The 16,327-nt window shown below is 36.8% G+C and carries 16 protein-coding genes; 11 read left to right on the top strand and 5 right to left on the bottom strand.

Features of this window, described 5'->3' with window-relative positions; translation table 11 throughout:
* Positions 1 to 159: 159 nt before the first annotated feature.
* The 11 genes from udk (at position 160) to JJL45_RS06085 (ending at position 10,621) form a co-directional block, all read left to right on the top strand.
* On the top strand, positions 160 to 765 hold the full coding sequence (gene udk / locus JJL45_RS06135; RefSeq protein WP_068602609.1) for a uridine kinase: 606 nt from the start codon (positions 160 to 162) through the stop codon (positions 763 to 765).
* A gap of 1 nt (position 766) precedes the next feature.
* Positions 767 to 1,090 (top strand): FtsB family cell division protein, encoded by a 324-nt coding sequence (locus JJL45_RS06130; protein ID WP_068602610.1) that lies wholly within the window; start codon positions 767 to 769, stop codon positions 1,088 to 1,090.
* Positions 1,083 to 2,444 (top strand): methylmalonyl-CoA mutase subunit beta, encoded by a 1,362-nt coding sequence (locus JJL45_RS06125; RefSeq protein WP_068602611.1) that lies wholly within the window; start codon positions 1,083 to 1,085, stop codon positions 2,442 to 2,444. Before JJL45_RS06130 ends, JJL45_RS06125 begins: the two co-directional genes overlap by 8 nt.
* Before the next feature lie 173 nt (positions 2,445 to 2,617).
* Complete coding sequence (gene scpA / locus JJL45_RS06120) at positions 2,618 to 4,756, top strand: methylmalonyl-CoA mutase (protein WP_068602612.1); 2,139 nt, start codon at positions 2,618 to 2,620, stop codon at positions 4,754 to 4,756.
* Between the two features lie 113 nt (positions 4,757 to 4,869).
* Entirely contained in the window at positions 4,870 to 5,634 is a 765-nt protein-coding gene (locus tag JJL45_RS06115; protein WP_068602613.1) for a ParA family protein, read from the top strand.
* Positions 5,635 to 5,639: 5 nt separating this feature from the next.
* The gene (locus tag JJL45_RS06110; protein ID WP_068602614.1) at positions 5,640 to 6,557 is read left to right on the top strand and encodes a ParB/RepB/Spo0J family partition protein; all 918 of its coding nucleotides are present in this window, start codon (positions 5,640 to 5,642) and stop codon (positions 6,555 to 6,557) included.
* The gene (locus JJL45_RS06105; protein WP_068602814.1) at positions 6,547 to 7,188 is read left to right on the top strand and encodes a DUF5683 domain-containing protein; all 642 of its coding nucleotides are present in this window, start codon (positions 6,547 to 6,549) and stop codon (positions 7,186 to 7,188) included. Before JJL45_RS06110 ends, JJL45_RS06105 begins: the two co-directional genes overlap by 11 nt.
* An 89-nt stretch (positions 7,189 to 7,277) precedes the next feature.
* Positions 7,278 to 7,982: a 4-hydroxy-tetrahydrodipicolinate reductase gene (gene dapB, locus JJL45_RS06100; RefSeq protein ID WP_068602615.1), complete on the top strand. Its 705-nt coding sequence runs from the start codon at positions 7,278 to 7,280 to the stop codon at positions 7,980 to 7,982.
* A 65-nt stretch (positions 7,983 to 8,047) separates the two neighbouring features.
* Positions 8,048 to 9,628 carry a signal peptidase I gene (gene lepB, locus JJL45_RS06095; protein ID WP_068602616.1) on the top strand — a complete coding sequence of 527 codons (1,581 nt, stop codon included), beginning with the start codon at positions 8,048 to 8,050 and terminating at the stop codon, positions 9,626 to 9,628.
* A gap of 61 nt (positions 9,629 to 9,689) precedes the next feature.
* On the top strand, positions 9,690 to 10,316 hold the full coding sequence (locus JJL45_RS06090) for a WbqC family protein (RefSeq protein WP_068602617.1): 627 nt from the start codon (positions 9,690 to 9,692) through the stop codon (positions 10,314 to 10,316).
* Positions 10,313 to 10,621, top strand: coding sequence for a DUF6122 family protein (locus JJL45_RS06085; protein WP_068602618.1), 309 nt, complete (start codon positions 10,313 to 10,315; stop codon positions 10,619 to 10,621). Before JJL45_RS06090 ends, JJL45_RS06085 begins: the two co-directional genes overlap by 4 nt.
* A gap of 599 nt (positions 10,622 to 11,220) precedes the next feature.
* Here the strand turns inward: JJL45_RS06085 and JJL45_RS06080 are convergent.
* The 5 genes from JJL45_RS06080 to JJL45_RS06060 form a co-directional block, all read right to left on the bottom strand.
* Positions 11,221 to 12,246: an endonuclease/exonuclease/phosphatase family protein gene (locus tag JJL45_RS06080; protein ID WP_068602619.1), complete on the bottom strand. Its 1,026-nt coding sequence runs from the start codon at positions 12,244 to 12,246 to the stop codon at positions 11,221 to 11,223.
* Between the two features lie 4 nt (positions 12,247 to 12,250).
* Positions 12,251 to 13,099: a rhomboid family protein gene (locus tag JJL45_RS06075; protein ID WP_068602620.1), complete on the bottom strand. Its 849-nt coding sequence runs from the start codon at positions 13,097 to 13,099 to the stop codon at positions 12,251 to 12,253.
* A complete protein-coding gene (locus tag JJL45_RS06070; protein WP_068602621.1) occupies positions 13,099 to 13,863 on the bottom strand; it encodes a rhomboid family intramembrane serine protease in 765 nt (254 codons plus the stop codon). The genes JJL45_RS06075 and JJL45_RS06070 overlap by 1 nt, the downstream gene beginning before the upstream one ends.
* Before the next feature lie 84 nt (positions 13,864 to 13,947).
* Positions 13,948 to 15,831 carry a DNA mismatch repair endonuclease MutL gene (mutL, locus tag JJL45_RS06065; protein ID WP_068602622.1) on the bottom strand — a complete coding sequence of 628 codons (1,884 nt, stop codon included), beginning with the start codon at positions 15,829 to 15,831 and terminating at the stop codon, positions 13,948 to 13,950.
* A gap of 3 nt (positions 15,832 to 15,834) precedes the next feature.
* Complete coding sequence (locus JJL45_RS06060) at positions 15,835 to 16,125, bottom strand: riboflavin synthase subunit beta (protein ID WP_067150445.1); 291 nt, start codon at positions 16,123 to 16,125, stop codon at positions 15,835 to 15,837.
* Between the last annotated feature and the right edge of the window lie 202 nt (positions 16,126 to 16,327).

Raw genomic sequence — 16,327 nt, 5'->3', positions numbered from 1 at the left:
TTTTTGATAATTTGAACGTTTTTTTGAGTTCCATAGCTGAGCTACGGATAGAAAAAAAGATAAAAAACAGGTGAAAAAGAGCCATTTTTTTAACAAATGGAAAAAGTTTCAATCAGTACTTTAACTAACTTTGCAAACTAGGGAACAAAACTAAAAATTATGCTTTTAATAGGAATCGCTGGCGGCACCGGTTGCGGAAAAACAACGGTTGTCAATAAAATACTTAACGAACTTCCCGATGGCGAGGTAGGCGTTATTTCTCAGGATTCTTACTATAAAGATACCACACATTTAAGTTATGATGAGCGTGTTACCATTAATTTTGACCACCCCCGCTCTATCGATTTTGACCTGCTAACCAAACATCTCAAAGATTTAAAAGACAATAAAGTCATTGAGCAGCCCATGTATTCCTTTGTGAAACACAATAGAACAGGTGACACCATTTTAACCCACCCTAGAAAGGTGATGATTGTGGAAGGCATTTTAATATTAACCAATCCTGAATTAAGAGATTTGTGCGATATTAAAATTTATGTGCACGCCGATAGCGACGAACGTCTAATACGCCGATTAAAACGCGATATTGCCGAGCGTGGCCGTGATCTCGACGAGGTTTTAACACGATACCAAAACACATTAAAACCCATGCATACCCAATTTATAGAACCCACTAAGGAGTATGCCGATATAATAATACCAAACAACAAACACAACATCGTGGCTGTAGATATCATTAAAAACATTATTGCCCAAAAATTGTAGAATGAAATTCAAAAAAAATAAATATTTAAAACCTTTTAAAAATGTTTACCTCCTTATCGGAGCCGTATTCATTGTTTGGATGCTTTTTTTTGATGCCAATTCATGGATCATTCACAGTGAATTAAACGAAGAAATAGACGACCTAGAAAACGAAAAGGATTACTACAGAAAAGAAATTATTAAAGATAAAAAAGCCCTAAAAGAATTAGAAACAGCTAATGGTTTAGAAAAATTTGCTCGCGAAAAGTATTATATGAAATATGACAATGAAGAAATTTATATCATTGAATACGAAGACAGTTTAAAAACCAATGCAGATGACTAAAGGGCTATTCAGCGAATTCGATCCTGTATCTTCCAAACAATGGAAACAAAAAATACAGTATGATTTAATGGGCGCCGACTATAACAGCGCACTCATTTGGAATTCCAATGAAGATATTGCCGTAAAACCTTTTTATCACGCTGATGATTTTAGTGATTTCCCTGAAATTTCAAATACCAAAGCCACCGCTTGGAAAATAGCGCAGCAAATTTTTGTTGCCGATGTTGAAAAATCCAATCTTCATGCCGTTGATGTATTAAAACGAGGAGCTGATGTTATAACTTTTATAATCCCTTCAGAAAACGTTTCAGTTGAAAGATTAATTGAAAATATCGATACAAAAACGACCACAATTCTTTTTCAACTTCAATTTCTTTCAGAATCTTACATCGAAAACCTACTAAAAACATGTCCTAACAGTAGTATTGAGATAGACATTATCAATCGGCTTGCTGAAACCGGAAATTGGTTTGAAAATCTCCAATCGGACTTTCAGTCATTCAGAAAAATATCACCCAAAACCGCATCATTTTCAGTAGATGCATCGCTTTATCAAAATGCGGGCGCTAATATGGTACAGCAACTAGCCTACGCTTTAGCGCATGCTCATGAATACCTAACAAACCTTGACAACAATCAGGTTGACTTAACAAATTACCAAGTCACTTTCAAGGTTACTATAGGTAGCAATTACTTTTTTGAAATCGCCAAGCTTAAAGCACTACGCCTTCTTTGGGAAAGCCTCGCTTTAGAATACGGCATACCAAGTACTTGTAATATTACAGCAACCCCTACAAAGCGCAATAAAACCATATACGAGGCCTACAATAATTTACTACGAAGTACCACAGAATGCATGAGTGCCATATTGGGTGGCGCAGATACGATTTACAACCTACCCTATGACGATCTTTTTAAAAAAACCAATGAATTTAGCGAACGTATTGCCAGAAACCAATTGCTTATTTTAAAACACGAAAGTTATTTTAACGCGGTAAACAACCCTTCTGATGGCGCTTATTACGTAGAAAGCCTGACTAATCAACTTGCTGAAAAAGCTTTAAACTTATTTAAAGACATCGAGAGAAACGGCGGCTTTTTAAGACAGCTCAAAGCAGGCACGATTCAAAGAAAAATTAAAGAAAGTGAGCAAAAAGAAGTTCAGCAATTCGATCAAGGAGACCATATTTTAATTGGCAGTAATTTGCACCCAAACCCTGAGGATAAAATGAAGGATAAACTAGAACTTTATCCTTTTGTAAAAACAAATCCCAGAAAAACGCTAATTGAACCTATCATAGAAAAACGATTAGCAGCTTTGCATGAGCAAAAACGTTTAAAAAATGAAAATTAAAAACATCTTAAACCTGATATTATTGACTTTATTTAATAGCGTAACTTATAGCTTTGCATACGAAAGCATGAAACACAAAATCAGTCAAACCAAATAATGGTTTAGATTTGTCCTATGCTCAACTGATAGACACGAATTTAAATCAATAACATAGACCTTGTAACAGCACCGTTTTGAGAAAAAACCTTCAACATATTACCATAACCAGAAAAGCATCTAGCGAGACAACAGGCGCAAACGATACTTTTAACACCCCTGAAGGCATTCCTCTAAAATCTCAATATACCAAAACGGATGTTGAATCATTAGAATTAAATTTCGCTGCAGGCCTCTCCCCATATCTTCGCGGACCTTATTGCACCATGTATGTTCATAAACTTTGGACTATCAGGCAATACGCAGGATTTTCAACGGCAGAAGAAAGCAACGCTTTTTACTTACGGAACTTAAAAGCGGGACAAAAAGGACTATCTGTAGCTTTCGATTTAGCGACGCACCGCGGTTATGACTCCGATCATGGACGCGTTATTGGAGATGTTGGCAAAGCAGGTGTCGCCATTGATACGGTTGAAGACATGAAGCGCCTTTTCGACCAAATTCCATTAAATGAAATTTCGGTTTCTATGACTATGAATGGGGCCGTTTTACCCATTTTAGCCTTCTATATTGTAGCCGCTCAGGAACAAGGCGTGGCTTTAAATGCATTAGAAGGCACCATTCAAAATGATATTCTCAAGGAATTTATGGTGCGTAACACGTACATCTATCCGCCAGAGCCTTCCATGAAAATCATTTCAGATATTTTTGAATATACCAGTAAGCACATGCCTAAATTTAACAGCATTAGCATTTCTGGTTACCACATGCAAGAGGCTGGGGCTACCTGCGATATTGAATTGGCTTACACCCTAGCCGATGGTTTAGAGTATGTAAGAACAGGCCTAGCTACGGGGATGAATATTGATGATTTCGCGCCGCGATTATCCTTCTTTTGGGGTATTGGCTTAAACCATTTCATGGAAATAGCCAAAATGCGAGCCGCAAGAATGTTGTGGGCCAAATTGATAAAACCTTTCAATCCGAAAAACCCAAAATCACTCATGCTTCGCACGCATTGTCAGACTTCGGGTTGGAGTTTAACCGAGCAAGACCCGTTTAATAATGTAACAAGAACCACGATTGAAGCGGCATCAGCAGTTTTTGGAGGCACACAAAGTTTACATACCAACGCCCTAGATGAGGCTATGGCCTTACCAACCGATTTTACGGCCCGAATAGCTAGAAACACCCAGTTATTTCTTCAAGAAGAAACACAAATTACCAAAACGGTCGATCCTTGGGCTGGTAGCTACTTTGTTGAAAAGCTAACTCATGATATTGCAGAAAAGGCTTGGAAACACATTGAAGAAATTGAAGCCCTAGGTGGTATGACCAAGGCTATTGAAGCCGGAATTCCCAAAATTAGAATTCAAGAAGCCGCAGCAAAAAAGCAAGCACGCATCGATTCGCAACAAGATATTATTGTTGGAGTGAACCAATACCAACCAAAAGTGGACACGCCTATTTCTACTTTAGAAGTAGACAACCACATGGTACGTGAGGCCCAAATTGAGCGATTAAAAAAAATAAAAGCTGAAAGAAATTCTGAAAAAGTAAAAACCGCCCTATCCCAATTAACGGAAGCTGCAAAATTTTCAGTAAATTCGGAAAAACCGGAAACTTCAAACTTACTCGCCTTGGCGATTGAAGCCAGTAAAGCTAGAGCCACTTTAGGCGAAATAAGCGACGCTTTAGAAAGTGTTTTCGGCCGACATAAAGCAGAAACAAAATCATTTTCAGGCGTGTATAGCAAAGCCATAAATAACGACGCATCATTTTTAGAGGCACAAAAACTAGCCGACAAGTTCGCAGAACAGGACGGCAGACGCCCCCGTATTATGATTGCTAAAATAGGTCAAGACGGTCATGATCGCGGTGCCAGAGTTGTTGCCACAGCTTACGCCGATATAGGTTTTGATGTGGATATTGGACCTTTGTTCCAAACTCCAGAGGAAGCCGCCAAACAAGCCGTTGAAAATGATGTACACATCCTAGGCATTTCATCCTTAGCTGCTGGACACAAAACCCTCGTTCCTCAAGTTATTGAAGCCTTAAAAAAATATGGCCGCGATGACATCATGGTTATCGTAGGTGGCGTGGTACCAAAGCAAGATTACCCGTTTTTATTTGAAGCAGGCACCGTGGCTATTTTTGGTCCGGGTACTAAAATTAGTGATGCAGCCATAAATATTTTAAATATTTTAATTGATTAGCCTTTAATTATTCAAAAAAAAGCCCGAATTCCACTTACAATTTGTTAATAAGTTCAATTTTTATTCCTAATTAAATAATCGTATTTTTGGCGCTAATAAAACCAAATCACTTTATGGGTAAAATCATAGCGATCGCTAATCAAAAAGGAGGCGTAGGTAAAACAACGACTTCTATAAATTTAGCAGCTTCATTAGGCGTGCTTGAAAAAAAAGTATTATTAATTGATGCAGACCCTCAGGCAAACGCCACGTCTGGAATTGGTATAAACGTAGAAACCGTTGAAATCGGTACTTATCAACTTCTTGAGCACTCAAATATTGCGAAAGATGCCGTTGTAAAAACCGAAACGCCCAATTTAGACATTATTCCCGCACACATTGATTTGGTAGCCATCGAAATCGAACTTGTAGATAAAGATCAGCGTGAATACATGCTGAAAAATGCGCTACAAAACATTAGAGAAGATTACGATTATATCTTAATTGATTGTGCGCCTTCCCTAGGTTTATTAACCTTAAATGCGCTTACTGCTGCAGATTCGGTTATTATTCCTATTCAGTGTGAGTATTTTGCATTGGAAGGTTTAGGTAAACTTTTAAACACGATAAAAAGTGTTCAAAAAATACACAATTCCGAGCTAGATATCGAAGGCCTTTTACTCACCATGTACGATTCGCGCTTACGTTTATCTAACCAGGTGGTAGAAGAAGTTCAAAAACATTTCAACGATATGGTTTTTCAAACCATCATTCAAAGAAATGTACGTTTAAGTGAAGCGCCTAGTTACGGCGAAAGCATCATTAATTATGACGCCGGCAGTAAAGGGGCAACAAATTACTTAAGTTTGGCAAAGGAAATTATCAATAAAAACTCTTAAAAATTATGGCTAAGGCAACAAAGAAACAGGCTTTAGGAAGAGGTTTATCTGCTCTTTTAAACGATCCTAGTAACGATATACAATCGGCACAAGATAAAAACGCAGATAAAGTTGTTGGTAATATAGTGGAATTGGACATCGATTTTATTGAAGTTAACCCATTCCAGCCTAGAACCAATTTTAGCGAAGAGTCATTACGCGAATTAGCGTCTTCGATAAAAGAACTAGGGATTATTCAACCGATAACGGTTAGAAAATTAGATAGAAACGCTTACCAATTGGTGTCGGGTGAACGTCGTTTTAGAGCTTCTAAATTATTAGGTTTAGAAACCATTCCTGCCTATGTAAGAATTGCAAACGACCAGGAATCTTTAGAAATGGCTTTAGTTGAAAACATTCAACGCCAAGATTTAGACCCGATAGAAATTGCCTTGTCATACCAACGTTTAATCGATGAGATTAACTTAACACAAGAGCAAATGAGTGAGCGTGTTGGGAAAAAGCGTTCTACCATTGCTAACTATTTACGTCTTTTAAAATTAGATCCTATTATTCAAACGGGTATGCGCGATGGCTTTCTTTCCATGGGTCATGGTCGTGCTTTAATTACAGTTGAAGATCAAAACATTCAACTTGATATTTACGAGAAAATTCTAGCCAATAAACTGTCTGTTCGAGAAACAGAACAATTGGTTCGAGATTATAATACTTCCGAAGAGACGGAAATACCAGCAGAAAAACCAGTCAACAAAGATGGCATGCCAGATTTTGTAAAAACTGGGGTTAAGGCCTTTTCAGAATACTTTGGACATAAAATTGACGTTAAAGTCTCAAGAAACGGTAAAGGAAAAATCACTATTCCGTTTCATTCAGAAGAAGATTTTAACCGCATTAAAAAATTAGTTCAAGGTGATTCCAAATAAATCTCTATTAGTTTGTGCTTTCCTTTTTTTGTGCTGTTTTTCAATATTACAAGCTCAGGAAGAAAAAGACACAGCTATAAAAGAACCTACCAAAAAAAAATCGGAAGCTCCTAAAATTATTGCAACCGATTCTATTGTAGAAATTAGAGACCCTATTAATCCTCTCGCTCCTGCCAAAGCTGCTTTTTATTCGGCCATACTTCCTGGTTTAGGGCAAGCTTACAATAAAAAGTACTGGAAAATTCCAATTGTTTGGGGGGCCATTGGTACTGGAATCTACTTTTACGTCGATAATAATAAAGAGTACCACCGTTACCGCGACGCCTACAAAAGTAGATTAGCTGGCTTTACAAACGATGAATTCTACTATGACGGCAACGGCAATAAATTAACAACGCCAACAGTAACCGACGATGGTCTGGAACGCGGACAAAAATTCTACCGTCGTAACAAAGAGATATCACTTTTAGTCACCCTGGGTTTATACGCTTTAAATATCATTGATGCTAACGTAGACGCACACCTCATGCAATATAATATTGACGAAAACTTATCGTTAGCGCCACATTATAGAATTAACGAATTTGATGCGTCTAGTAACCTCGGACTTACACTTAATTTTAATTTTTAATATGAAAAAAGGCCAAAAACACATCTGTTTAAAGGAAAAGATTTAGGCCAATATGCATCCACTGTGATGTCTAATAAATAAAATAACACATGAAAATAGCACTTTTAGGATACGGGAAAATGGGAAAAACAATTGAGCAAATCGCGATTAGTCGTGGGCATGAAATCGTTTTAACCATAGATAAAAACGACAGCGATTATGATATTACAAAAGCAGATGTCGCCATTGATTTTAGCATCCCTAATGTAGCCTTTAACAATATTTCTAATTGTTTAAACAATAATGTTCCTGTGATTTCTGGAACAACAGGTTGGTTAGACCGCTATGATGAAGCCGTAGCTTTATGTGAAGAAAAAAAGGGTGCTTTCATCTATGCTTCTAACTACAGTTTAGGCGTGAATATCTTTTTCGAACTGAATAAGACCCTAGCTAAAATGATGAGTTCTTTAAAGCAGTATAATGTGTCTATGGAAGAAATTCATCATACTCAAAAGCTAGATGCTCCTAGCGGAACAGCTATTTCATTAGCTAACGATGTGATTGATCAAAACGCAAACTATAGTCAATGGAAACTCGATGAAGGCGACGAAACAACCATTCCTATTGTAGCCAAACGTATTGAAGATGTTCCAGGAACGCATACCGTGACTTACGAAAGTGAGGTCGATACTATAAACATTGAGCATGTGGCTCACACACGTCAAGGTTTTGCTTTAGGCGCTGTCGTTGCCGCTGAATGGATTTTCGGAAAATCTGGTGTATTCACTATGAAAGACGTGTTAAACATAAGTTAATCACTTCTCATCCTGTAACATAAAGCAAGCGACATCTACCTACATAAAATAAAAACATTTAGATTATGACATTAACACAGTGGTTTATTTTCATCTTAATTATTCAGGTTATTCACGGCTTAGGCACCTGGAAATTATATATTAAAGCAGGAAGACAAGCTTGGGAGGCTTTTGTACCTTTTTACAATGGCATCGTTTTAATGAAAATCATTAACCGACCTGTGTGGTGGGTTATTTTGCTATTCTTACCTATTGTAAATCTCATTATGTTCCCGGTGATTTGGGTAGAAACCGCTAGAAGTTTTGGCAAGAACCAAACCGTAGACACCTTTTTAGCTGTTGTTTCGCTAGGTTTTTATAACTACTATTTAAACTATGTTGCCGATGTTAACTATATAGAAAACCGAAGCCTTACCCCTAAAACAGGATCAGGCGATTGGATTAGCTCCATTTTGTTTGCCATCGTTGCTGCTACTATAGTTCACACGTATATTATTCAACCTTTTACTATTCCGTCGTCATCTTTAGAGAAATCTTTATTAGTTGGTGACTTTCTGTTTGTTAGTAAATTTCACTACGGAGCTCGTGTGCCTATGACAACGGTAGCCGCTCCTATGGTTCATGATACCATTCCTGTTATTGGATCGAAATCGTATTTATTTGACGATCATTATGAAGATCGTAAAACGTCATTTAAAAATAAGTTTCAGCTCCCCTATTTAAGGTTCCCTGGTTTTGAAGATATTGAACGTAACGACATTGTTGTGTTCAATCAACCAGCCGATACCTTGTTGGACATGAATAAATTCAAGCCAGACAGAAACTACTACAAGCCAATCGATAAAAAGACTAATTTGGTTAAACGATGCGTTGGTGTAGCTGGTGACACTTTAGAAGTACGCAATGGATTTGTTTATATTAACGGTAAGAAAAATGAATTACCCGATCGTGCACACTTACAATTCAGTTATTTTGTACAACCAAAAACCAATCAGTTTAATCCAGCTTACTTAAAAGAACGCTATGATATTACCGATGGTTTTGGTATTATAAACAATGAAAACACCTATTATTTCTCAGCCATTTCAGATGAAGCCTTAGCGAAGTTTAAAAACAACCCGAATGTGGCTAGTATTACGCCTAACATCCAGGAAAAAGGCTTAAGAGATCCGAATATATTCCCTCATGATCCTGCATACAACTGGAATGTGGATTTTTTCGGTCCGCTTTACATACCGGAGCAAGGAAAAAGCATCGCTATAACTGTAGAAAACTTACCACTTTACAAACGTGTTATCACGGAGTATGAAGGAAACGATTTGAAAGTTCAAGGCAATCAGATTTTAATCAACGGTGAAGTCGCTACAAATTATACCTTCAAGCAAAATTACTATTGGATGATGGGTGATAACCGCCACAACTCTATTGATGCTCGTGCTTGGGGCTTTGTTCCTTTCGATCACGTGGTAGGAAAACCGGTGTTTATTTGGATGAGCTGGGACGGTTCGAAACCAAGATGGGAGCGTTTCTTTACAACCGTTAGCGGTGAAGGAAAAGCGACCTCTTATTTAATTCCTTTCCTTATCCTACTTTTAGGTTGGTTCGGATTTAGCAAATGGCGCAATCATAAAAAATTAAATAGCTAAAATGACCTTCGGTTATGATGCTGCTGCATTAATTCAGCATCATAACTGTTTTTTATAAGCCATGTCTGTACTCATTCACCCAACATATTTTCCGAATATCGCGCAGTTCGTGGCCATGACCAATACCGATCATGTCGTTTTTGAAACTGCCGATAATTTCCTAAAACAAACCTATAGAAATCGTACTTACATTTACGGAGCTAACGGAAAACTCACCTTGAACATCCCGGTGATACACAGCCAAAAAAATCGTCAGCTCTACAAAGATGTCCGCATTTTTAATGAAGAAAACTGGCAAAGTCTACACTGGAAATCCCTTTTATCGGCCTATCGCACTTCGCCTTTTTTTGAATATTATGAAGACGAACTTCAGCCTTTATTCACTACAAAATCGGAGTTCATTTTAGACCATAACTTCAAGTGTTTAGAGGTTATTTCAGATTGCTTACAACTCGATTTAAACACGTCTAAAACGGAAGTTTACCACCCTGTTGAAGAGCAGCATGAAGACTTTCGGTTTTTAGTGCATGCTAAAAAAGAAATCCCTCAAGAGCTTGAAACATACACCCAAGTTTTTGCCGACAAACATGGTTTTATTCCTAATTTGAGTATTTTAGATTTACTTTTTAATGAAGGCCCAAACGCATTAAATTATTTAGAATCACAGACTGTTATAACACATAAATGATTCAGCCTTTTATACATTACGGTTGTCATTTTTTACTACCACTCGCCGTAGCACTCATTTGGTATAAACCACAATGGAAAATGGCTTATGTCATCATGATTTGTGGGATGCTCATCGATTTAGATCATCTCTTAGCCACCCCTATTTTTGAACCAAATCGCTGTAGTATTAATTTTCATCCGCTACACTCCTATTATGCCATAGTCGTTTATGTACTTTTACTTCTTCCGAAGAAAACCCGCTTAATAGGTTTGGGCTTAGTCATTCACATCATTTCCGATGCTGTTGATTGTGCTTTAATGTAACAATTTTACATCTGCTGAAACTAAAAATTGCTACACAAAGATGCGCGGAGTTTCACAGAGACGCACAGAGAGAAAGTATTAAATTCTAGAACTAGATTTACAACTGAAAACTGTAAACTGTGACTGGAACTGAGACGGAGACTAAAACCTATTCCTCCAAACTTAAAGTAGCTTAGAAACTTCGATACACCTACATAAAGCCGTATTATAAAATTACACGATAAACTAAACTATCACAGGACACACCCCTTAATCCCCTCTTTTTAGAGGGGAAACTCAAACTCAAAACTTCCGTTTAATCTTTAAGGTAAAATTTAATGCGCAACAGTTTCCCTCCTAATAAGGAGGGAGTAAGGGAGGTGTTAATCCACTATTATTCCTCCAAACTCAAAGTAGCTTAGAAACTTCGATACACCTACATAAAGCCGTATTATAAAATTACACGATAAACTAAACTATCACAGGACACACCCCTTAATCTACTCTTTTTAGAGAGGAAACTCAAACGTAAAGTTTTTGTTCTAATCTTTAAAGTAGATTTTAAGGCGCTACAGTTTCCCTCCTAATAAGGAGGGAGTAAGGGAGGTGTTAATCCACATTTACTCCTCCAAACTCAAAGTCGCCATAATAGGATAATGATCGGAATAATGCACATCGTAGTTCTTAAAACCGTTAATTTTAAAGGCTTTATCGGTTAAAATAAAATCAATTCGAATTGGGAAAAACCGGAAATCATAACTACGTCCGAAACCATTTCCTGCCACATCAAAAGTATCATTTAAATCCCCCTTAATCGTACGGTACACATACGAAAAGGCCGTATTATTAAAATCACCACAAATAACCACTTTATAGTGACATTGTTTTTGATGTTCTAAAATCAATTCAGCCTGAGATTGTTGCATTTTAAAACTCGTTCCTACTCGCTTTAGGAGTTTTTCGGAAGTTTCTTTTCGTAAACTATCCACTTGGGTATTGATATGCATAGATTCTAAATGCACATTGTACACACGAAAAGTATCTACACCCTTCACAACATCAGCAAAAATAGCATTGTTAGAGGTATTTGGAAATCCTAAAGAGCCCGAGTTTATTATTGGAAATTTTGAAAAAATGGCTTGACCATGTTTAACCTTTTTTCCTGCTATTTTTTTATACTGATAATCATAAAAAGAAAAATCCAGATTTTCACGCGGATGGAATTCTTCTATACAAATAATATCTGGAGATTCTTTTTTAATAAAAGCGACAATATTATCTGATGTATTATCTTCGGGAATCCAATCATACAAATCAAAGAGCCGCACATTATAATTCATGATTTTAATGTTTCCAGGGCTCTCTACTTCTGTAGTAGATGAAAATCGATACAAGGAACCGTATAAAAAATACCCTAAAAGCAGAATGATCATTGACATAAAACACTGGCGTTTTAATTTGATCAACCAGTATAAAACAAACAGGAAATTTATACCAATAAGAAAGCTAACACCAAGATTAAGCACCGCAAGCACGGCAAAAGTTTTTGGAGGTAAATAAGGTAAAATGAAAGACGACAAAAGCAATACAGCAAAAATCACATTAATGAAATAGATGATTTTATTTATAAAACTTAAGTTTTTCATCTGATTATTTTTCAGCTCTAAATAAAAATTCCTTCTCCTCAGCAGTTAAACTCTCATAACCACTTTTGCTAATTTTATCTAAAATAACATCAATCTTTTTTTGGTTATTAAAGGCATTAAAATCAGATTTGGAATAGCCACCAATTTTACTTTTATTTTTATGAACCGTTTTTAAAGGCCCTTTTTTAGAACTTTTAAACCAGCCAGAAACGGTATCGGCCATGCTTTCGAAACCTTTTCCGATATCATTCCCTTTAAGCAGCTGTTGTGCATAAGCATAACCCAATAGCGATCCACCTAAATGCGCTAAACTACCTCCTGAATTGGTTCCAAAAAGCCCTAGAACATCCAAGGCAACGATAACCGCCCCGACATGCCATAATTTGATATTAAAAACGAACAAACGCACTTCTTGCTTAGGCATATAAGCACAAAGGAAAATTAAAAGTGCGCGCACCGCACCAGAGGCCCCGACCAAAGTCGGATTCCCTTTAAAAACTGAAGGTAACAAGCTGTAACAAATCACAAACAAAAAACCACCTGAAATGGCACCTAAAAAATAAACGTTTAAAGCCAGTTTGGGGTTAAACAAGTTTAAAAACATACGACCTAAAAAGTAGAGCCATAACATATTAAACAGCAGGTGAATAAAATCGTAATGCAAAAAAGCATAGGTCATTATCGTCCACGGTACGGCAATAAATTCGAAAAATTGACTAGGAAGTTCAAACCAAACCAAAAAAGGTTTAAGTAATAAAGACAGTACAAAAACCACCACGTTAATGGCTATAATTTTCTCTAACACGTTTAGGTTAGAAAGCTTATATTTTATGTCGTCTACTAAGGTATTCATTAATACCAACGGTTTTGGTTAAACTGATTTTTTTTCCAGTACCACATAATAAAAAAGCCTGTTAATGCACCACCAACGTGTGCCATGTATGCTGTATTACTCGGACTAAAAAATGATTGTCCTGTGAGTCCTGAAATAAGATCTAAAATAATAATACCTGGAATAAAATACTTCGCTTTTATTGGGATAGGCAAAAATATCATCATGAGTTTAGCTTCTGGATTCATCATACCAAAAGCGGCCATAATACCCATAATACAACCCGAAGCACCAACCATACTGGCGTTATAAGCCGAAAACACAGCTTTTAATGACTCCAACTGTGCTTGAGACACGCCGCTAGCTTGACCAGAAACAAGCGCACTTTTAATGTTTTCTGGAGAAAGACCAGACGCTATCAAAGCATTGTAATTGGGAATGTATTGAAAATAATAAAAGCCTACTTGCAATAATACGGCTCCCAATCCTGCAGAGAGGTAAATAAAAAGAAACTTTTTAGAACCTAAAACCTGTTCTACTGGGGTTCCAAACATCCAAAGCGCAAACATATTAAACAAGATATGTGTAATACTAAATTGATGCATGTCCGCACCTCCATGCATAAACATATGTGTTATAATTTGCCAAGGTCGAAAAGCTTCATTCTTTGGGAAGTACATAGCAAACCACTCGTAAAAAGAGCCATTTGCAATAAATAGAGTACCAACAAACATAATCACGTTTATGATTATTAAATGCTTTACCGTTTCAGAAATCCTCATCATAATTTAAAATCTTAGTTATTAAAAGAACTGGCTGTTACAAAAGTGATAACATCTAAATAGACAACCAATAATTTTAGTATAATATTATATAAACTTTTTGTCTAACTCATCGACACTCATCGTTACAAAAGTAACTCGATTTGCGGGCGATACATTGGGATCTTTACAAGCAAAAAGCTTGTTGACCAAATGTTCTTGCTCGTCTTTTTGTAAAGACTGTCCCGTTTTAATGGCTAAACTTTTTGCCATGGATTTCGCTAATAAATCGGTAGCACTAAAGTTACTATCAGGCACTTCGTGTTCAACATCGCTTATAAGCTGTTCTAATATGATAGACACTTCGCTTTCAGGAACGTTAACAGGAACACCCGTAATTTCAACCAATTCTTCATCAACGTTAGAAAACACAAATCCAGTATGTTCTAAATCGGCTTTTAGTTGGTTGACAATGTCGATATCTTGAGGCGAAAAATGGAGCTGTAATGGAAATAATAATTGCTGACTTACCCCTTCTCTACTCGTCATGTTTCTTAAAAACTCCTCATACAAAACACGTTGATGCGCTCGAAATTGATCGATAATTAACATGCCTGACTTTATCGTACTTACAATGTATTTATTGTGTAACTGATAGGTAGTATGAGTTTGTTCAACCTGATGATCGCCATTAAAAATCGACAGTGTTTCTTCTTCACTTTCAAATTCCACTTCACTAAAATCGGCTTCACTCTCATTACTTTTGGATTCCAGTCCCACATACAAGCCTTCCCAATCGGATGAGCTTTTATGCCCCTCTTGTCGACTAAACGACGAGGTATGACTTGAACGCTGCGTACTAGACACCGCAGGTTGTGACGCATCATTAAAGGGATTGAAACTTCTATCCACTTCAACCTTTGGCGTACTTATTACAGTTTCTTTGTAATTATAAGGTGTATCTAAATTAGGATCTCTTTCAAAATCAAGAACCGGCGCAATATTGAATTGCCCTAGACTGTGTTTTACTGCAGCTCTTAAAATGGCATAAAGCGTATGCTCATCATCAAATTTAATCTCCGTTTTTGTGGGATGAATATTAATATCAATAGACTGTGGGTCTACCTGTAAATTTAAAAAGTAGCTAGCATGCATGCCTGGTTTTAACAAACCTTCAAAAGCTGAGGCAATGGCATGGTTGAGATAAGCACTTTTAATAAAACGATCGTTCACAAAAAAATACTGCTCGCCTCTACTTTTTTTAGCGAATTCAGGTTTTCCTACAAACCCTGATATTTTAAGCACTTCGGTATCTTCATCAACAGGAACCAATTTTTCATTGGTTTTATTACCAAATATATTGACAATACGTTGGCGGTAGTTGCTAATAGGTAAATTAAAGGACTCGCTCCCATTATTATACATCACAAAACTAATACTGGGATGTGCGAGGGCTACACGATAAAATTCATCGACAACATGGCGTAACTCCACCGTGTCTGACTTTAAAAAATTACGTCGAGCCGGAATATTAAAAAACAAGTTTTTTACAGCAACCGAAGTTCCGGTAGGTGTCACCACAACATCTTGTGAAACAACGTGACTACCTTCGATAACCAACGTGTTTCCTACATCGTTGGATGCTTGTTTGGTTTTTAATTCTACATGTGCAATGGCGGCGATACTAGCAAGTGCTTCACCACGAAATCCTTTAGTATGCAGTTGAAATAAATCTTCTGCACTTTTGATTTTAGATGTCGCATGACGCTCAAAGCTCAGTCGTGCATCGGTAGGACTCATGCCCTTACCGTTGTCGATAACTTGAACGAGCGTTTTTCCAGCATCTTTAATAATAAGTTTTATCGTATCTGCACCAGCATCAATGGCATTTTCAAGAAGTTCCTTGACTACTGAAGCTGGGCGTTGTACAACTTCTCCTGCGGCAATTTGGTTTGCAACATGATCGGGTAAAAGCTGTATAATGTCTGCCATAAATTATTTTGAAAAGAAAATAGATAAATCGAATTCGATGATGAATAAAAATATTAAAACTAGAATGGCAATGATAATGATAAGGCGCCTGTTAACTTCTTTATCGCGATTATTTTTTAAATCATCTAAAGCATCAACAAACTTAGCCTTTAAGCCTTTATTATCGCCAACGGTTTTTCGGTAATCATCGAACTTATGTTTAATTTCAAACGGACTCCCATCCTCTCCTTTATTGTCGTAATAACGCGGGGTGTAGCTAAATTTTTTATTCTTACGTGTCTTTAAAATTCCCATGAGTTTTTAGTTTAGAGGTACTTTTTATCTAATATGTACATACAAATCAATAATAATACCAAGATTAAAACTAATATTTTCGTGGACATTGCCCCACGCATTTTAGGCTTAGAGCCACTGGATTTGCGCCATTTTGAAACAAAATCACGCGACGCATCAGCATCTTTAGAATCAGACAAATCGCCCTGATTTTCTTTTGAAA

The organism is Tamlana sp. s12 (assembly GCF_016767215.1).
GTDB lineage: Bacteria > Bacteroidota > Bacteroidia > Flavobacteriales > Flavobacteriaceae > Pseudotamlana > Pseudotamlana agarivorans.
This window is presented reverse-complemented; position numbering and strand designations above follow the sequence as displayed.

What these genes read in the sequence shown, in the direction of transcription:
- udk (WP_068602609.1), top strand. Translation starts at nt 160, where the DNA reads ATGCTTTTAATAGGAATCGCTGGCGGCACCGGTTGCGGAAAAACAACG.
- JJL45_RS06130 (WP_068602610.1), top strand. Translation starts at nt 767, where the DNA reads ATGAAATTCAAAAAAAATAAATATTTAAAACCTTTTAAAAATGTTTAC.
- JJL45_RS06125 (WP_068602611.1), top strand. Translation starts at nt 1,083, where the DNA reads ATGACTAAAGGGCTATTCAGCGAATTCGATCCTGTATCTTCCAAACAA.
- JJL45_RS06115 (WP_068602613.1), top strand. Translation starts at nt 4,870, where the DNA reads ATGGGTAAAATCATAGCGATCGCTAATCAAAAAGGAGGCGTAGGTAAA.
- JJL45_RS06110 (WP_068602614.1), top strand. Translation starts at nt 5,640, where the DNA reads ATGGCTAAGGCAACAAAGAAACAGGCTTTAGGAAGAGGTTTATCTGCT.
- dapB (WP_068602615.1), top strand. Translation starts at nt 7,278, where the DNA reads ATGAAAATAGCACTTTTAGGATACGGGAAAATGGGAAAAACAATTGAG.
- lepB (WP_068602616.1), top strand. Translation starts at nt 8,048, where the DNA reads ATGACATTAACACAGTGGTTTATTTTCATCTTAATTATTCAGGTTATT.
- JJL45_RS06090 (WP_068602617.1), top strand. Translation starts at nt 9,690, where the DNA reads ATGTCTGTACTCATTCACCCAACATATTTTCCGAATATCGCGCAGTTC.
- JJL45_RS06085 (WP_068602618.1), top strand. Translation starts at nt 10,313, where the DNA reads ATGATTCAGCCTTTTATACATTACGGTTGTCATTTTTTACTACCACTC.
- JJL45_RS06080 (WP_068602619.1), bottom strand. Translation starts at nt 12,246, where the DNA reads ATGAAAAACTTAAGTTTTATAAATAAAATCATCTATTTCATTAATGTG.
- JJL45_RS06075 (WP_068602620.1), bottom strand. Translation starts at nt 13,099, where the DNA reads ATGAATACCTTAGTAGACGACATAAAATATAAGCTTTCTAACCTAAAC.
- JJL45_RS06070 (WP_068602621.1), bottom strand. Translation starts at nt 13,863, where the DNA reads ATGATGAGGATTTCTGAAACGGTAAAGCATTTAATAATCATAAACGTG.
- mutL (WP_068602622.1), bottom strand. Translation starts at nt 15,831, where the DNA reads ATGGCAGACATTATACAGCTTTTACCCGATCATGTTGCAAACCAAATT.
- JJL45_RS06060 (WP_067150445.1), bottom strand. Translation starts at nt 16,125, where the DNA reads ATGGGAATTTTAAAGACACGTAAGAATAAAAAATTTAGCTACACCCCG.